At 71.9% G+C, this 16,920-nt stretch carries 16 protein-coding genes; 2 read left to right on the forward strand and 14 right to left on the reverse strand.

The features are described 5' to 3' along the window. The first annotated feature begins 105 nt into the window (after window positions 1-105). Window positions 106-945: a peptidylprolyl isomerase gene (locus tag ACIPSC_RS02080; RefSeq protein WP_400822281.1), complete on the forward strand. Its 840-nt coding sequence runs from the start codon at window positions 106-108 to the stop codon at window positions 943-945. 266 nt (window positions 946-1,211) lie between these two features. Then, window positions 1,212-2,441: a DUF349 domain-containing protein gene (locus tag ACIPSC_RS02085; protein ID WP_400822282.1), complete on the forward strand. Its 1,230-nt coding sequence runs from the start codon at window positions 1,212-1,214 to the stop codon at window positions 2,439-2,441. An 81-nt stretch (window positions 2,442-2,522) separates the two neighbouring features. On the opposite strand, the gene ACIPSC_RS02090 is transcribed toward ACIPSC_RS02085, so the two are convergent. The 14 genes from ACIPSC_RS02090 to ACIPSC_RS02155 form a co-directional block, all read right to left on the reverse strand. Next, window positions 2,523-5,036: a RelA/SpoT family protein gene (locus ACIPSC_RS02090; RefSeq protein WP_380234135.1), complete on the reverse strand. Its 2,514-nt coding sequence runs from the start codon at window positions 5,034-5,036 to the stop codon at window positions 2,523-2,525. A gap of 106 nt (window positions 5,037-5,142) precedes the next feature. Next, on the reverse strand, window positions 5,143-5,694 hold the full coding sequence (locus ACIPSC_RS02095; protein ID WP_313762926.1) for an adenine phosphoribosyltransferase: 552 nt from the start codon (window positions 5,692-5,694) through the stop codon (window positions 5,143-5,145). 26 nt (window positions 5,695-5,720) lie between these two features. Further along, window positions 5,721-6,827, reverse strand: coding sequence for a protein translocase subunit SecF (gene secF / locus ACIPSC_RS02100; RefSeq protein WP_400822284.1), 1,107 nt, complete (start codon window positions 6,825-6,827; stop codon window positions 5,721-5,723). A 4-nt stretch (window positions 6,828-6,831) separates the two neighbouring features. Next, window positions 6,832-8,676: a protein translocase subunit SecD gene (gene secD / locus ACIPSC_RS02105; RefSeq protein ID WP_400822285.1), complete on the reverse strand. Its 1,845-nt coding sequence runs from the start codon at window positions 8,674-8,676 to the stop codon at window positions 6,832-6,834. Window positions 8,677-8,824: 148 nt separating this feature from the next. Continuing rightward, a complete protein-coding gene (yajC, locus tag ACIPSC_RS02110; protein WP_400822286.1) occupies window positions 8,825-9,229 on the reverse strand; it encodes a preprotein translocase subunit YajC in 405 nt (134 codons plus the stop codon). Window positions 9,230-9,477: 248 nt separating this feature from the next. Beyond that, on the reverse strand, window positions 9,478-10,569 hold the full coding sequence (ruvB, locus tag ACIPSC_RS02115) for a Holliday junction branch migration DNA helicase RuvB (protein WP_400822287.1): 1,092 nt from the start codon (window positions 10,567-10,569) through the stop codon (window positions 9,478-9,480). 46 nt (window positions 10,570-10,615) lie between these two features. Further along, window positions 10,616-11,227 (reverse strand): Holliday junction branch migration protein RuvA, encoded by a 612-nt coding sequence (ruvA, locus tag ACIPSC_RS02120; RefSeq protein WP_400822288.1) that lies wholly within the window; start codon window positions 11,225-11,227, stop codon window positions 10,616-10,618. Further along, complete coding sequence (gene ruvC, locus ACIPSC_RS02125) at window positions 11,224-11,808, reverse strand: crossover junction endodeoxyribonuclease RuvC (protein ID WP_400822289.1); 585 nt, start codon at window positions 11,806-11,808, stop codon at window positions 11,224-11,226. Before ruvC ends, ruvA begins: the two co-directional genes overlap by 4 nt. A gap of 156 nt (window positions 11,809-11,964) precedes the next feature. Then, window positions 11,965-12,723, reverse strand: coding sequence for a YebC/PmpR family DNA-binding transcriptional regulator (locus ACIPSC_RS02130; protein WP_313762932.1), 759 nt, complete (start codon window positions 12,721-12,723; stop codon window positions 11,965-11,967). 98 nt (window positions 12,724-12,821) lie between these two features. Next, on the reverse strand, window positions 12,822-13,445 hold the full coding sequence (gene pdxT, locus ACIPSC_RS02135; RefSeq protein ID WP_400822290.1) for a pyridoxal 5'-phosphate synthase glutaminase subunit PdxT: 624 nt from the start codon (window positions 13,443-13,445) through the stop codon (window positions 12,822-12,824). A 135-nt stretch (window positions 13,446-13,580) separates the two neighbouring features. Further along, a complete protein-coding gene (gene pdxS / locus ACIPSC_RS02140; RefSeq protein ID WP_031072591.1) occupies window positions 13,581-14,492 on the reverse strand; it encodes a pyridoxal 5'-phosphate synthase lyase subunit PdxS in 912 nt (303 codons plus the stop codon). 199 nt (window positions 14,493-14,691) lie between these two features. Then, on the reverse strand, window positions 14,692-15,237 hold the full coding sequence (locus tag ACIPSC_RS02145; RefSeq protein WP_380234149.1) for a hypothetical protein: 546 nt from the start codon (window positions 15,235-15,237) through the stop codon (window positions 14,692-14,694). Between the two features lie 29 nt (window positions 15,238-15,266). Continuing rightward, entirely contained in the window at window positions 15,267-15,632 is a 366-nt protein-coding gene (locus ACIPSC_RS02150) for a 5-carboxymethyl-2-hydroxymuconate Delta-isomerase (protein ID WP_395296937.1), read from the reverse strand. Window positions 15,633-15,690: 58 nt separating this feature from the next. Next, window positions 15,691-16,875 (reverse strand): glycosyltransferase family 4 protein, encoded by a 1,185-nt coding sequence (locus ACIPSC_RS02155; RefSeq protein ID WP_400822291.1) that lies wholly within the window; start codon window positions 16,873-16,875, stop codon window positions 15,691-15,693. Window positions 16,876-16,920: the final 45 nt, after the last annotated feature.

Here is a 16,920-nt window from a genome sequence, read left to right on the forward strand (position 1 = left end):
ACCGCGTTCTTACGGCGGCGGTACCTACACTTGACCGCCGATGGATGCGATGATCCGCTCCAGCATCCGCACACATTTCCAGTACATCCTCAGGAGACACGGCCGGTGGTCACCAGCGAACAGCGGCGGCGGCAGCTCGCCCGCGAGAAGTACGAGCGCCAGGCGCAGCGCCGGGCCGAGGCCGCGGTCGCCCGCAAGCGGCGCAACACGATCCTCGGCGCGTCGCTCGCCGTCGTCGTGCTGGCCGGCGGCGGCGTCCTGGTCGGCACCGGCGCCTTCGACTCGGACGACAAGAAGGACTCCTCGTCGAGCGCGCAGGCCGCGCCCACCCAGTCGGCCGCCGAGCCGACCGCCCCGACCCGCAAGCCCGTCGAGGGCTGCGGCGACCCGGCGCCGGGCTCGCCCAACGGCAAGCAGTGGCAGGCCGAGCCGGCCATGAGCGTCGACACCTCGGCCGCCTACACGGCGACCCTGGAGACCAACTGCGGCAAGGTGACGCTGTCGCTGGACGCCGCCAAGGCGCCGCACACGGTGAACTCCTTCGCCTTCCTCGCCGGCGAGAAGTACTTCGACCACACCAAGTGCCACCGTCTGACCACGGGCGGCATCTACGTGCTGCAGTGCGGTGACCCGACCGCCAGTGCGACCGCCCCCGGCGGCACCGGCGGCCCGGGCTACAAGTTCGCCGACGAGAACCTCACCGGCGCCACCTACCCGGCCGGCACCGTGGCGATGGCCAACGCCGGTCCGGGCACCAACGGGAGCCAGTTCTTCCTGGTCTACAAGGACACCCAGCTCCCCCCGAACTACACCCCGTTCGGGAAGATCACCGGCGGTCTGGACGTGGTTCAGAAGATCGCCGCCGCGGGCACCCTGGAGGGCGGTACGGACGGCCACCCGATGGCCGACGTCACCTTCAACTCGGTGATCACCGCGAAGAGTTGAGACGTGCCGGGGCCGGGCCGGGCCGCCGCGCGAGCGGGCCCGGCCCGGCCCCGGAGCGAAATCGCCCGGCCCGGATGCGGACAGCACCGGGCCTGGTCGCCTATGTTGGCGTTGTATAGGGTGCCCGCACCCGCCAAGCCGTCACCCTCGGCAAGCACCAGTACGGCGGACGGGGACGGCGGACTCATCGGTCCGCCGCACATCAACTGTGGACGACGGACGCGTGCCGCCCCGGCGCGGGCGCGACGTCATGTGGAGGACGCGCTATGAGCAGCGACCCGTGGGGCCGTGTCGACGAGCAGGGCACGGTCTACGTCAGGACGGCCGACGGCGAACGCGTCGTGGGTTCCTGGCAGGCCGGCTCGCCCGAGGAGGCCCTCGCCTACTTCGAGCGCAAGTACCAGGGCATCGAGGTGGAGATCGGCCTGCTGGAGAAGCGGGTGCGCACCACCGACCTGGCCGCCAAGGACGCCCTGACCGCGCTGGAGCACCTGCGCGCGCAGGTCACCGAGGGGCACGCGGTCGGCGACCTGGACGCACTGGCCAAGCGGCTGGACACGCTCGCCGGTGAGATCGAGAGCCGTCGCGAGGAGCGCAAGGCGGCTCGCGCCAAGGCCCAGAACGAGACCCGGGCCGCCAAGGAGGCGCTGGTCACCGAGGCCGAGCAGCTCGCCGAGTCGACCCAGTGGCGGGAGGCCGGCGACCGGCTGCGCGCCCTGGTGGACACCTGGAAGGGCCTGCCGCGGCTGGACCGCAAGAGCGACGACGAGCTGTGGCACCGCTTCTCGCACGCCCGCTCGGTCTTCTCCAAGCACCGCAAGGCGCACTTCGCGACCCTGGACGCCGAGCGCGAGCAGGCCCGTCAGACCAAGGAGCGCCTGGTCACCGAGGCGGAGGCGCTCTCCTCCTCCACGGAGTGGGGCGACACCGCGGCCCGCTACCGCGACCTCATGGCCCGCTGGAAGGCCGCCGGCCGCGCGCAGCGGGACGTCGAGGACGAGCTGTGGGCGCGGTTCCGCGGCGCCCAGGACGTCTTCTTCCAGGCCCGGTCCGCGGTGTTCAGCGAGCGGGACGCCGAGCAGGTGGAGAACCAGAAGCTGAAGGAGGCGCTGGCGGCCGAGGCCGAGGCGATCCTGCCGATCACCGACCTGAAGGCGGCCAAGGCGGCCCTGCGCGAGGTGAACGAGCGCTGGGAGGCGATCGGGCACGTGCCGCGCGACGCCCGTCCGAAGCTGGACGGCCGGCTGAACGCGGTGGAGCGGGCGATCCGCGAGGCCGAGGACGCCGAGTGGAAGCGCTCCAACCCGGAGGCGAAGGCCCGCGCCGCCGGCATGGTCGGCCTCTTCCAGGCCAAGGCGGACAAGATCCAGGCCGACCTGGACAAGGCCCGTGCGGCCGGCAACGCCGGCAAGGTGGCCAAGCTGGAGTCCGAGCTGGCCGGTGTGCAGACCCTGCTGGAGCAGGCGCACAAGAGCCAGGAGGAGTTCAGCGGCTGATCCGCCGCCGAGCCCGAGCAGGAACCGCAGCAGAACGGCGAAGGGCCCCGGGGAGCACCCCGGGGCCCTTCGCCGTCGCCGTTACTTGCGGGCCGAGGTGACGCGGTAGACGTCGTAGACGCCCTCGACGCCGCGGACCGCCTTGAGCACGTGGCCGAGGTGCTTCGGGTCGCCCATCTCGAAGGTGAACCGGCTCATCGCCACCCGGTCGCGGGAGGTCTGCACCGCCGCCGACAGGATGTTGACGTGCTGGTCGGAGAGGACCCGGGTGACGTCCGAGAGCAGCCGGGAGCGGTCCAGTGCCTCGACCTGGATGGCCACCAGGAAGACCGAGGACTGGGTGGCCGCCCACTCGACGTCGATCATCCGCTCGGGCTGCTGGCTCAGCGCCTCGACGTTGACGCAGTCGGCGCGGTGCACCGAGACGCCGTTGCCGCGGGTGATGAAGCCGACGATCGGGTCGCCCGGCACCGGGGTGCAGCAGCGGGACAGCTTGACCCAGACGTCCTCGACGCCCTTGACGATGACGCCGGGGTCGCCCTTGGCCCGGCGGCGCACCGCACGGCGGGTGTCGTGGGTCGGGGTCGCGGTCTCGGCGAGGTCCTCGGTGGCGCCCTCCTCGCCGCCGAGCGCCTGGACCAGCTTCTGCACGATGTTCTGCGCGGCGACGTGGCCCTCGCCGATCGCGGCGTACAGCGAGGAGATGTCCGGGTAGCGCATCTCGTGGGCCAGGGTGACCAGCGAGTCGCCGGTGAGGATCCGCTGGATCGGCAGGCCCTGCTTGCGCATCGCCCGGGCGATGGCCTCCTTGCCGTGCTCGATGGCCTCCTCGCGGCGCTCCTTGGAGAACCAGGCGCGGATCTTGTTGCGGGCGCGCGGCGACTTGACGAAGCCCAGCCAGTCCCGGGACGGGCCGGCGTTCTCCGCCTTGGAGGTGAAGACCTCGACGCTGTCGCCGTTCTCCAGGGTCGACTCCAGCGGCACCAGCCGCCCGTTGACCCGGGCCCCTATGCAGCGGTAGCCGACCTCGGTGTGGACGGCGAAGGCGAAGTCCACCGGGGTGGCGCCGGCCGGCAGCGCTATGACGTCGCCCTTGGGGGTGAAGACGAAGACCTCGTTGTTGGAGAGGTCGAAGCGCAGCGACTCCAGGAACTCGCTCGGGTCCTCGGTCTCCTTCTGCCAGTCCAGCAGCTGCCGCAGCCAGGCCATCTCGTTGACGGCGCCGGCCTTGTCGTCCTTGCGGGTCTGGGTCGGGGTGTCGGTGCGGACCTTGGAGGCGCCGGCGACGGCGCGCTGCTTGTACTTCCAGTGCGCGGCGATGCCGTACTCGGCGCGGCGGTGCATGTCGAAGGTGCGGATCTGCAGCTCGACGGGCTTGCCACCGGGACCGATCACCGTGGTGTGCAGCGACTGGTACATGTTGAACTTGGGCATCGCGATGTAGTCCTTGAACCGCCCCGGCACCGGGTTCCACCGCGCGTGGATGGTGCCCAGCGCCGCGTAGCAGTCGCGGACGGTGTCGACCAGGACCCGGATGCCCACCAGGTCGTAGATCTCGGCGAAGTCCCGGCCCCGGACGATCATCTTCTGGTAGACCGAGTAGTAGTGCTTCGGCCGGCCGGTGACGGAGGCGGTGATCCGGGCGCCGCGCAGGTCGCCCTGGACCTGGTCGATGACGGTCGCCAGGTACTCGTCCCGCTTCGGGGCGCGCTCGGCGACCAGCCGGACGATCTCGTCGTACATCTTGGGGTAGAGGATCGCGAAGGCGAGGTCCTCCAGCTCCCACTTGATGGTGTTCATGCCCAGCCGGTGCGCCAGCGGGGCGTAGATCTCCAGCGTCTCGCGGGCCTTCTTCTCCTGCTTCTCCCGCTTCAGGTAGCGCATGGTGCGCATGTTGTGCAGGCGGTCGGCCAGCTTGATCACCAGGACGCGCGGGTCCTTGGCCATCGCGACGACCATCTTGCGGACGGTCTCGGCCTGCGCGGCCTCGCCGAACTTGACCCGGTCCAGCTTGGTGACGCCGTCCACCAGCAGGGCCACCGAGTCGCCGAAGTCCCGGCGCAGGGTCTCCAGGCCGTAGTCGGTGTCCTCGACGGTGTCGTGCAGCAGCCCGGCCATCAGGGTCGGGGCGTCCATGCCCAGCTCGGCCAGGATGGTCGCGACCGCCAGCGGGTGGGTGATGTACGGGTCGCCGCTCTTGCGCTTCTGTCCGCGGTGCCACTTCTCGGCCACCGCGTACGCCCGCTCGATGTCCCGCAGCAGGGCCGGGTCGGCCTTGGGGTCGTTGGCCCGGATGGAGCGGAACAGCGGCTCCAGCACCGGGTTGAGCACGCTGGAGCGCTGGCCGCCGAGGCGGGCCAGCCGGGCGCGCATGCCGCCGGAGGAGGACGGCCGGCTCGCGGGAGCCGCCGGACGCGAGGAGGTCGGCGCCGGGCGTGCCGGGGTGGCCCCCGAGGGCGTGGAACGGTTGTCGGGGGCGGCCGCTGCGGCCGTGGGCACAACCTCGTCGGGCAAGGACACTCCTCGGGGCACCTGGGCCGGGCCCCTCGCACGGCCGGCTCTGCCTCGCACAACCGGGAGGGGATGAATCTTCATGGTACCGAGCCCGGCGCTCCGGTGTTCAGCCGCCCGGCCCCGGACACGCTGAGGGCGGCGGTCGGATGATCCGACCGCCGCCCTCGACCCTGGTCCTGTGCGGACCTCAGACCGTGACCAGCGTCTCCAGCGGAGCGCCGCCCAGGTGCTCGGACAGCCGCGCGCGCCCGTCCAGGAAGCCCAGCTCCATCAGCACCACGACGCCCGCCAGCTCGGCGCCGGCCTCCTTCACCAGGTCCAGCGAGGCCCCGATGGTCCCGCCGGTGGCCAGCACGTCGTCCACCACCAGCACCCGCTCACCGGGCGCGAAGGCGTCGCACTGCACCTCCAGCACGGCCTCGCCGTACTCCAGCTCGTACGAGCGGCGGAACACCTCGCCGGGCAGCTTGCCCTGCTTGCGGATCGGCACGAAGCCGAGCCCGGCCGCGAAGGCCGCCGGGGCCGCCAGCACGAAGCCGCGCGCCTCCAGACCCACCACCTTGGTCGCCCCGAGGGCCGTCGCCCGCTCGGCGAGCGCCCGGGTGAGAGCCGCGAAGGCCTCGGCGTCGGCGAGCAGCGGCGCGATGTCCTTGAACAGCACACCCGGCTTCGGGTAGTCCGGGACGTCCCGGATGCGGCTGTTCAGCAGCTCGGCCAGTGCGGTGTCGGCGGTGGTCACGAGGAGTCCTTAGGGTCGGTCGCGCTTCAGCGCTTGGTGGACGGACGGCCCTTGGCGCGGGCGCCGGACGCCCGGCCGCGCTGACCGACCATACCCGCCGGCAGGTCCTCGTCGGCGATCTCCTCGTCCGCCGGAGCCCCGGAGCCGCCCTCGGCGGCCGCCTTGGCGTCCGCGGCGCGACGCTGGGCGACCCGCTTGGCGAGCGCCTTCATGTCCGGCTGCTCCTCCTTGAGCTGCGCCAGCAGCGGGGTGGCGACGCAGATCGAGGAGTAGGCACCGGCCGCGAGACCGATGAACAGCGCCAGCGAGATGTCGTTCAGGGTGCCGGCACCGAGGATGCCGCCACCGATGAACAGCAGCGCTGCCACCGGGAGCAGGGCGACCACCGTGGTGTTGAGCGAGCGCACCAGGGTCTGGTTGAGGCCCGCGTTGGCCGCCTCGCTGTAGGTGAGCTTGCTCTGCTTGGTGAGGCCCTTGGTGTTCTCCTTCACGGTGTCGAAGACGACGACCGTGTCGTAGAGCGAGTACCCGAGGATGGTCAGGAAGCCGATCACCGTACCGGGGGTGACCTCGAAGCCCACCAGGGCGTAGACCCCGATGGTGATCAGGAGGTCGTGGATGAGGGCGACCAGGGCGGCCACCGCCATCCGCCACTCGAAGGCGATCGCCAGGTAGGCCGTCACCAGGACCATGAAGATGATCAGGCCGGTGAGCGCCTTCTTGGAGATCTGCTCACCCCAGCTGGGACCGATCACCTGGGTGTCGATCTCGGCGACCGGGACGCCGATCTCCTTGGACAGCTTGTCGGTGAAGGTCGAGGAGGAGACCTTCTCCTCGGAGCTGACCTGGATGCGGATCTTCTTGCCGTCGTCCACCGACTGCACCAGCGGGTGCGAGGAGACGATCTTGTCGGCCGCGTCCTGCGCCTGCGAGACGGACAGCCCAGGCTTGGAGACGGTGTAGACCTGCCCGCCCTTGAACTCGATGCCCAGGTGCAGGCCCATGGCCAGGCCGATCGCCGCGACCAGCACGATCACGCCGGAGATGCTGTACCAGAGCTTGCGGCGCCCGACGAAGTCGAAGCTGACCTCGCCCTGGTAGAGCCGGTGGCCCAGATTGGAGAAGCGCGACACGGTGTCAGGCCCCCTTCGCGGCGGCGGACGAGGTGGGACGGCGGCGGCTGCTGCGCAGCGGCGGGCGGGCGCCCAGGCGCTTCGGGTCCAGACCGGACCACGGGTGGCCGTCGGAGAAGAACTTCCGCCGGGCCAGCAGCGTGATCAGCGGCTTGGTGAACAGGAAGATCACGACGACGTCGAGCGCGGTGGTCAGACCCAGCGTGAACGCGAAGCCCTGCACCTTGCCGACCGAGACCAGGTAGAGCACCGCGGCACAGAGGAAGGACACGAAGTCCGACACCAGGATGGTGCGCCGGGCGCGCGGCCAGGCCCGCTGGACCGCAGGGCGCAGCGGGGCGCCCTCGCGGACCTCGTCGCGGATGCGCTCGAAGTACACGATGAAGGAGTCCGCGGTGATACCGATCGCGACGATGGCGCCGCAGACGGCCGGCAGGTTCAGCGCGAAGCCGATACCGGCGCCGAGCAGGCTCATGATCGAGTAGGTCAGGATCGCCGAGACGATCAGACCGGCGATCGAGACCAGGCCGAGGCCGCGGTAGTAGACCAGCGAGTAGAGGACCACCAGCAGCATGCCGATGGCGCCGGCGATCAGACCGGCGTCCAGCTGGTCACCGCCGAGCTGCGGGGAGACCGTGGTGACGTCGTCGGTGGTGAACTCCAGCGGCAGGGCGCCGAAGCTCAGCACGTTGGCGAGGTCCTGCGCCTCGGCCTGGGTGAAGCTGCCGGAGATCACGGCCGAGCCGCCGGGGATGGCGTTGCGCACGTACGGGTGCGAGACGACCTTGCCGTCCAGCACGATGGCGAACTGGTTGGTCGGGTCCGCCTGGGTGGCCAGCTGGCCGGTGATCTTGGTGAAGTCGTCGGTGCCGGTGCCGTTGAACTGGAGCTGGACCTGCCAGCCGGCACCCTGCTGGGTGTCGATGCTGGCCTGCGCCTTGGAGACGTCCTTGCCCTTCACCGCGACCGGGCCGAGGGCGAGCTTGTAGTAGACGCCGCGCTCGTCCTTCTGGGTGCAGGCGACGGTCGGCTGCTCCTCGGCCTTCTGGTAGTTCTGGTTGCGCTGCTCGGGCTTGGAGCAGTCCAGGCCGGCGAAGGCGGCGGCCAGCTCCGGCGGCACGGTGCCGGAGGTCATCGCGGCGCTCAGGTCCGGCGTGGTCGGCGCGGTGGCGCCGGCGCTCGGGGTGGCGGCCGCACTCGGGGCGGCGGCGGCCGAACCGGAGGCGGTGGCGCTCGGCGTGGCGGCGGCCGAACCGGAGGCGGTGGCGGTCGCGGACGGGGTGGCGTCGGCGAGGGCCTCGCCGACCGCGCGGCCCTGCTTGGTGGCGCTCGCGCTCGGCGTACCGGCCGGGGCGCTCGCGGAGGCCGAGCCGGTGGCGCCCGCGGAGGGGCTCGCGCCCGGGGTGGCGCTGCCGCTCGCCGAGGGGGCCGAGGTCGGGGCCTGCGCCTGGATGCCGCTCGGGGCGAGGGCGAGGACCGGGCGGAAGTACAGCTTCGCGGTGGTGCCGACCTGGTCGACCGCGCTCTGCTTGTCACCGCCCTTGGGGATGTTGACGATGATGTTCCGGTCGCCCTGGGTCTGGACCTCCGCCTCGGAGACACCCATCCCGTTGACGCGCTGCTCGATGATCCCGGTGGCGATGTCCATGTTGGACTTGTTGATCGCCTTGGGGTCGGTCGACTTCGCGCTCAGCGTGATACTGGTGCCGCCTGCGAGGTCGATCCCGAGGCGGGGCTTGGTGTTGCCCGTCCCGAACATGAGGGCGACCAGTCCGACGGTGATCACCAGGATGAGGGCCAGCGCCCGCCCTGGGTAACCGTCGCGCGGGCGCGACTTGGGTGTTGCCACCTTGCTCGTTTCTCCCTGTCCATGCCACCTCCCCTACCGGACCCCCGTCCGGCTCGTGGCTGGACGGGGGCATGGCGGATCTGGGGCCCATGAGATCCTGTGGGCTCGCGGCACTGCGCCGCGCGACCGGGCGAGTGCCCGGCCGGTACTACTTGCTCGCGGGAGCGCCGCCCTCGGCCTCGCCCTTCTCGGCGCCTTCCTTGGCGAGCGAGAGCGGCTTCTCGTCGGCCGGCTCGGCCTCGACGTCGGCCTCCGGCTCGGGGAGCTCGTCGTCGGCCGGGCGGCCGTTGATGATCGCGTCGTACTCCTGCGGGTCCAGGACCGCCGCGATCGCGCTCTTGGTGAAGTAGGAGACCACGCCCGGCGCGATCTCCAGCTCGACGGTCTCCTCGTTGACCGCCTTCACCTGGGCGTACAGGCCGCCGATGGTGCGCACCCCCGCCCCGGGCTCCAGCGCCGTCTGCATCTGCTGCATCTGCTGCTGGCGCTTCTTCTGCGACCGGAACATGAGCACGATCGCGATGATCGGGAGGAGAAGGATGATGAGGTTCACTGCAGCCAGGGTCCTTTACGGGCCGCCGGGCCGGCGGCCTGTGTGGTATTGGTCGGCCCGTCAGGTGAGAGGGGCGGTCCGGCGGAGTCTAGGCGACCCCGAACTGATCGGACAACGCCAAGCATCGCATCCTGCCGCCGAAAGTGGCGACCCTCCGCCTGCACAGTTTCCCCGGACTTCTCCCCTGCCTTCTCCGCGAGGGCTCCGCGGGGGCGGGCGGGTGCCCGCTTCACCCCCGGCTCACCCGTTCAGCCCTCACCGCCCTGGAAAAGATCCGGCTGGGCGGGCACCGCGCCGCGGGTGGTCTGGACCGGAGCGGTCTGCAGCGGCGGCGTGAGCCCGAGGTGCTGCCAGGCCGCCGCGGTGGCGACCCGGCCGCGCGGGGTGCGGGCGAGCAGGCCCTCGCGGACCAGGAACGGCTCGGCGACCTCCTCCACGGTCTCGGCCTCCTCCCCCACCGCGACCGCCAGTGTCGACAAACCGACCGGGCCGCCGCCGAACAGCCGCAACAGCGCGTCCAGCACCGCGCGGTCCAGCCGGTCCAGCCCGCGCGCGTCCACCTCGTAGACGTCCAGCGCCTGGGCGGCGATCTCCGGAGTGACCACGCCGTCGTGCCGGACCTGCGCGAAGTCGCGCACCCGGCGCAGCAGCCGGTTGGCGATGCGCGGCGTGCCCCGGGAGCGGCCGGCGATCTCCGCGGCCCCGGCCGGGTCGATCTCGACGTCGAGCAGCGCGGCCGAGCGGCGGACCACCTGCTGCAGCTCGGCGGGGGCGTAGAACTCCATGTGGCCGGTGAAGCCGAAGCGGTCGCGCAGCGGCGGCGGCAGCAGGCCGGCCCGGGTGGTGGCGCCGACCAAGGTGAACGGCGGCAGCTCCAGCGGGATGGCGGTGGCACCCGGCCCCTTGCCGACGATCACGTCGACCCGGAAGTCCTCCATCGCCATGTAGAGCATCTCCTCGGCGGGCCGGGACATCCGGTGGATCTCGTCGAGGAAGAGCACCTCGCCCTCGGTGAGCGAGGAGAGGATCGCCGCGAGGTCCCCCGCGTGCTGGATCGCCGGGCCGGAGGTGATCCGGATCGGCGCGTTCAGCTCGGCTGCGATGATCATCGAGAGGGTGGTCTTGCCGAGCCCGGGCGGGCCGCTCAGCAGCACGTGGTCGGGGGCGGTGCCGCGCTTGCGGGCTGCCTGGAGCACCAGGGACAGCTGCTCGCGGACCCGCTCCTGGCCGATGAACTCGTCCAGCAGCTTGGGGCGCAGCGCGGCCTCGACCGCCTGGTCCTCACCGTCGGCGGCGGCCGTCACCAGCCGGTCGGCCGGGTCGGAGTCGTACGGGCTCATCGGTTCGGGCTCCAATATCGACAAAGTGACAGGTCGCCAGATGGCTTCAGCGGGAACGGTTGAGGCTGCGCAGGGCGAGCCGGAGCAGCGCGCCGACGTCCGTCGTGGTCTGTGCCTCGGCCTCCGGCGTGACCGCCGCGACCGCGTCGTCCGCCTCGCGCGGCGCGTAGCCGAGGCCGACCAGCGCGGAGTGCAGCTGCTCGCTCCACGGCGCGGGCCCGGCGGCGATCGGCTTCTGCGCGGGGACGCTGCCGTGCGGCGCCCCCAGCTTGTCCTTGTACTCCAGCAGCAGCTTGGCGGCCTTCGCCTTGCCGATGCCGGGGACGGCGATCAGGGCCTTCTCGTTCCCCGCGGCGACGGCCGCCCGCAGCTCGTCCGGGCTGTGCACGCCGAGCATGGCCTGGGCGAGCCGGGGGCCGACCCCGGGCGCGGCCTGGAGGATCTCGAAGACGGCCCGCTCGTCGTCGTCCGCGAAGCCGTACAGGGTGAGCGAGTCCTCCCGGACGACCAGCGAGGTCGCCAGCCGGGCGGGCTCGCCCAGCCGCAGGCCGGCCGCGGTGTTCGGGGTGCACTGGACGGCCATGCCGACGCCGCCGACCTCGACGACGACGGTGCCGGCGGCGATGGCGGCCACCGGGCCCTGGACGAAGGCGATCATCGGGCGGCTCCTCGGGGGGCTCGGGCGGAGTACGGGGCGCGGGCCGGGGCCCGGCCGGGTGCGGCGGCGGGGGCGGCCTTCGCGACCGCGGCGGCGATCCGGTCGCTCGCACCGCCGCGCCAGATGTGGCAGATGGCCAGCGCCAGCGCGTCGGCGGCGTCGGCCGGCTTGGGCGGCGCGTCCAGCCGCAGCAGCCGCTGCACCATGGCGGTGACCTGGGCCTTGTCGGCCCGGCCCGAGCCGGTGACGGCGGCCTTGACCTCGCTGGGGGTGTGCAGGGTGACCGGGATGCCGCGCCGGGTGGCGCAGAGCATCGCGACCGCGCTGGCCTGCGCGGTGCCCATCACGGTGCGGACGTTGTGCTGGGCGAACACCCGCTCGACGGCGACGAGGTCCGGCCGGTGCTCGTCGAGCCAGCTCTCTATACCCTGCTCGACCAGGAGCAGCCGCTGCCCGATCTCCGCCTCGGCGGGGGTGCGCACCACGCCGACGCCGACCATCCGCAGCGGGCGGCCCGGCGCACCGTCGACCACGCCGACCCCGCACCTGGTCAGCCCCGGGTCCACACCCAGTACCCGCACCTCACACCCCGCCTCTCTGTCACTCGCCTTCAACGGGGGCACGGCGGGTTGCCGTTCGCCCGATGACCTGCGAAGGCTACTCCCCGGGTACGACATCGCCGCCGACGACACCGGCCCGGCGGTCCAGGGGACCACCGGGCCGGGAAGTGCGGACGATCACTCGGCGTCGAGCTGGGCACCGACCTCGTCGCTGATGTCGAAGTTGGCGAAGACGTTCTGCACGTCGTCGCTGTCCTCAAGGGCGTCGATCAGCTTCAGGATCTTGCGGGCGCCGTCGACGTCCAGCTCGACCTGCATGCTCGGGAGGAAGTTGGCCTCGGCCGAGTCGTAGTCGACGCCGGCGTCCACCAGGGCGGTGCGGACGGCGACCATCTTGGAGGCCTCGGAGACGATCTCGAAGGACTCGCCGAGGTCGTTGATCTCCTCGGGCTCCTGGTCGAGGACGACCTCGAAGAGCTTGTCCTCGTCCACGCCGTCGGCCTTGGGGACGATGACGACACCCTTGCGGGTGAACAGGTACGACACCGAGCCCGGGTCGGCCATCGAGCCGCCGTTGCGGGTCATCGCGACGCGCACGTCGGAGGCGGCGCGGTTGCGGTTGTCGGTGAGGCACTCGATGAGCACCGCGACGCCGTTCGGGCCGTAGCCCTCGTACATGATGGTCTGGTAGTCGGCGCCGCCGGCCTCCAGACCGCCACCGCGCTTGACGGCGCGGTTGATGTTGTCGATCGGGACCGAGCTCTTCTTGGCCTTCTGGATGGCGTCGTAGAGGGTCGGGTTGCCGGCCGGGTCGGGTCCGCCGGTCCGCGCCGCCACCTCGATGTTCTTGATCATCTTGGCGAAGAGCTTGCCGCGCTTGGCGTCGATCACGGCCTTCTTGTGCTTGGTGGTAGCCCACTTAGAGTGGCCGGACATCGCCAGCTCCTTTACGTCGCCAAAGGGAAATGAACAGATGAGATCTTACCGGTGTCGCCACCGGTGAGCGCACACGGTCAGCGTGCGGCGGCGAGGCGCTACCGTGCGGCGGCCGCGAGGTGCTCCTCGACCATCCGCACGAAGTAGGCGTGCACCCGGTGGTCGCCGGTCAGCTCGGGGTGGAACGAGGTGGCCAGCAGGTTGCCCTGGCGGACCGCGACGATCCGGCTCTCCGGGCCGTCGGCGGCCGGCAGCTCGGCCAGCACCTCGACGCCGGCGCCGACGGCCTCGACCCACGGCGCACGGATGAACACGCCGTGCACCGGCACCTCGTCCATGCCCTTGAAGGCGATCCCGGACTCGAAGGACTCGTTCTGGCGGCCGAACGCGTTGCGGCGCACGGTCATGTCGATGCCGCCGACGGTCTCCTGGTCGTCACGGCCGTCCAGGATCTTGTCGGCCAGCATGATCATGCCCGCGCAGGTGCCGTAGACCGGCATGCCGGCGGCGACCCGCTCGCGCAGCGGGTCCATCACGCCGAACAGCAGCGCCAGCTTGGACATGGTGGTGGACTCCCCGCCGGGGATCACCAGCGCGTCGACCTCGGCCAGCTCCTCGGCGCGGCGCACCGGGCGGGCGAGCGCGTCGGCCTCGGCCAGCGCGACCAGGTGCTCGCGGACGTCGCCCTGCAGGGCCAGAACGCCGATGACTGGAGTGCTCACGGTCTCAAACCTTCTTCGATCGGTACGTCGTGTGATCGTTGCCGCGGGCGGCGCACCGCCGCCCGGGGGCGTACGCGGCGCGGCCCGCCGAGCGCCGAGGCGCTGCGGCGGGCCGACGCCGGACGCGGGCCGGGACTACCAGCCGCGGTTGGCGTAGCGCTCGGTCTCCGGCAGGGTGTCGCAGTTGATGCCGACCATGGCCTCGCCCAGGTTGCGGGAGGCGTCCGCGATGATCTTCGGGTCGTCGAAGAAGGTGGTGGCCTTCACGATCGCGGCGGCACGCTTGGCCGGGTCGCCCGACTTGAAGATGCCGGAGCCGACGAAGACGCCCTCGGCACCCAGCTGGCGCATCAGCGCGGCGTCGGCCGGGGTGGCCACGCCACCGGCGGAGAACAGCACGACCGGCAGCTTGCCGAGCTCGGCGACCTCCTTGACCAGCTCGTACGGGGCGCGCAGCTCCTTGGCGGCGGCGTACAGCTCGTTGTGGTCCAGCGCGCGCAGGTGGCCGATCTCGTTCTTGATCTGGCGCAGGTGGCGGACGGCCTCGACGACGTTGCCGGTGCCGGCCTCACCCTTGGAGCGGATCATGGCCGCGCCCTCGGCGATGCGGCGCAGGGCCTCGCCCAGGTTGGTGGCGCCGCAGACGAAGGGGGTGGTGAACGCCCACTTGTCGGAGTGGTTGACCTCGTCGGCCGGGGTCAGCACCTCGGACTCGTCGATGTAGTCGACACCCAGCGACTGCAGGACCTGGGCCTCGACGAAGTGGCCGATCCGGGACTTGGCCATGACCGGGATCGAGACCGCGGCGATGATCTCCTCGATCATGTTCGGGTCCGACATGCGCGCGACGCCGCCATCCTTGCGGATGTCGGCCGGAACCCGCTCCAGGGCCATGACGGCCACAGCGCCGGCGTCCTCGGCGATCTTCGCCTGCTCGGCGTTGACCACGTCCATGATCACACCGCCCTTGAGCTGCTCGGCCATGCCGCGCTTCACCCGGGCGGTGCCGATCTGCGGCTGGTCTGCGGTGGTGGGGGTGGTGGACACGTGAGACCTCACTCGAAGATGAACCAGTGCTATCGCCCTATGGTAGGCGGAAGAAACGGCCGATCCATGCGCCACCGAGTCCAGCCTGACCGACGGGATACGACAAACAGGCCGGATCCGGACGCACTTTCCCGACTCCCGCCGCAACACGTTCCCGACTCTCGCCGAAACACGTCCCCGGCGTGTCCGGAAGCCCACCTCAGGCCGGGGCGCCCTCGGGCGTGAGCGCCGGCGGCGGGGCGTCGTCCATCTCGAACGCCAGCGGGAACGGCGCCCGCCCCGCCAGCCGGAAGTACCGCACCAGCCGGTGCTCGCGCACCGCCCGGGCCGCGCGCACCGCGTCGTTGTGGAACCGGCGCGCCATCGGCACCCGCCGCACCGCGGCCGTGAGGTCCCGCACCGCCTCCTCGCCGCCCGGCTCGGCCGTCAGCACGGCCACCTGCTCCGGCTCGGCGAAGACCGCCCGCAGCGCCATGCTCAGCTGGCTCTCCGCCACCTCGCGCTGGTCGTCCTCGGCCTGACGGGCCGCGTGCGCCGCGTCCAGCAGCAGCAGCGAGGCCGCCGGGTCGAGCAGCGAGGACGTCGCCAGCTCCATCGCCACCGACGCCCGGCGGACCAGCTGCGCGTCCAGCGCCGCACGGGCAGCGTCGATCCGGGCGTGCAACCGGTCCAGCCGGCCGGCCGTCCAACTCAGGTACATGCCGAACAGCACCACGGCCACGCCGGCCCAGATCCAGGTAGTCACGGGGCGCTACGCTACCGGGTGCCCGCCGGTCAGCCGCCGAGGGTCGCGCTGCGGTAGCTGTCCCGGTCGATGTCCTGGACGTTCACCGCGGTGAACAGCCGGGTGCCGGGCGCGGGAACGACCCGCTCCGCCAGCAGCGCCATGACCGCCTCGGTGAGCGCCGCCTTCGCCTCCGCGGTGCGGCCGGGGAAGATCTGGAACTCCACGTACACCTGGGAGTCCGGGCCGGCGCTCTCGCCCACCACGAAGTCCTGCACCTCGCGGAAGACGGTCTTGCAGGCCTCGGGGCTCGCGTTGATCGTCTTCACCGCGAGCCGGTTGATCGCCAGGCCCAGCTCACGGCGGTCGAACGAGCCGGCCAGCTCGGGCGAGTAGTCGACGGAGATCTGCGGCATCGAAGCCTCCAGCACTCGGGAATCGGTCCGGGAGACCCTAACCGCCGCGGGCCCGCGATCAATCCCGGGCCAGCCCGAACCGGCCGCGCCGGCTGCCCCGCTGGTCCTCCTCGACCACCGCCGCCGCACCCGCCGTCACCGTCTCGTAGACCGCCAGGATGTCCGCGCCGACCGTCGACCAGTCGAACCGCCGCACGTGCCGGGACGCCGCCTTGCGCAGCTCCTCCAGCCGCCCCGGATCCCCCAGCAGCCGCAGCGCCGACCGGGCCAGGGCGTCCGCGTCCTCCACCGGGAACAGCTCCCCGGCGTCCCCGCCGTCCAGCACCTGCTTGAACGCGTCGAGGTCGCTCGCCAGCACCGGCGCGCCCGCCGACATCGCCTCGACCAGGATGATCCCGAAGCTCTCCCCGCCGGTGTTCGGCGCCACGTAGAGATCGACGCTGCGCAGCAGCCGCGCCTTGTCCCGGTCGCTGACCATGCCGAGGAACTCCACCTGCCGGCGCACCTCCGGCGCCAGCCCGGCGACCGCCTCCTCCTCGTCGCCCTTGCCGGCCACCAGCAGGCGCACGCCCGGGCGCTCCGCCAGGATCCTCGGCAGCGCCGCCAGCAGCGTCGGCAGGCCCTTGCGCGGCTCGTTGATCCGCCCGATGAAGCCGATCGTGCCGGGCTCGCCGGCGGCCGCGCCGCCGGTCCAGCGCGCGTCCGGCTCCGCCTCCGCGAAGAAGCCCACGTCCACGCCGTTGGGGATCACCACCGCGTCCCCGCCCAGGTGCTCCACCAGGGTCCGCCGCGCGTACTCGCTCACCGCGATCCGCGCGCGCATCTTCTCCAGGCCGGGCTGCAGGATCGGCGAGGCCGCGATCATCGCCCGCGACCGCGGGTTGGACGTGTGGAAGGTGCCGACCATCGGCCCCGACGCCGACCACGCCGCCAGCATCGACAGGCTCGGCGAGGCCGGCTCGTGCACGTGCAGGATGTCGAACCGCCCGTCGTTCAGCCATCGCCGCACCCGCGCCGCCGACAGGATGCCGAAGCTCAGCCGCGCCACCGAGCCGTTGTACGGCACCGCCACCGCCCGCCCGGCCGAGACCACGTACGGCGGCAGCGCCTCGTCGTCCTCGGCGGGCGCCAGCACCGACACCTCGTGGCCCAGGCCGATCAGGTGCTCGGCGAGGTCCCGGATGTGGAACTGCACCCCGCCGGGGACGTCCCAGTCGTACGGGCAGACGATGCCGATCTTCACGGGTTCCTCGTGTTCCTCTCGGACAGGTCGGGGGCGGGTTTCAGG

The sequence above is a fragment of the Kitasatospora sp. NPDC090091 genome, from assembly GCF_044747365.1.
Taxonomy (GTDB): Bacteria; Actinomycetota; Actinomycetes; order Streptomycetales; family Streptomycetaceae; genus Kitasatospora.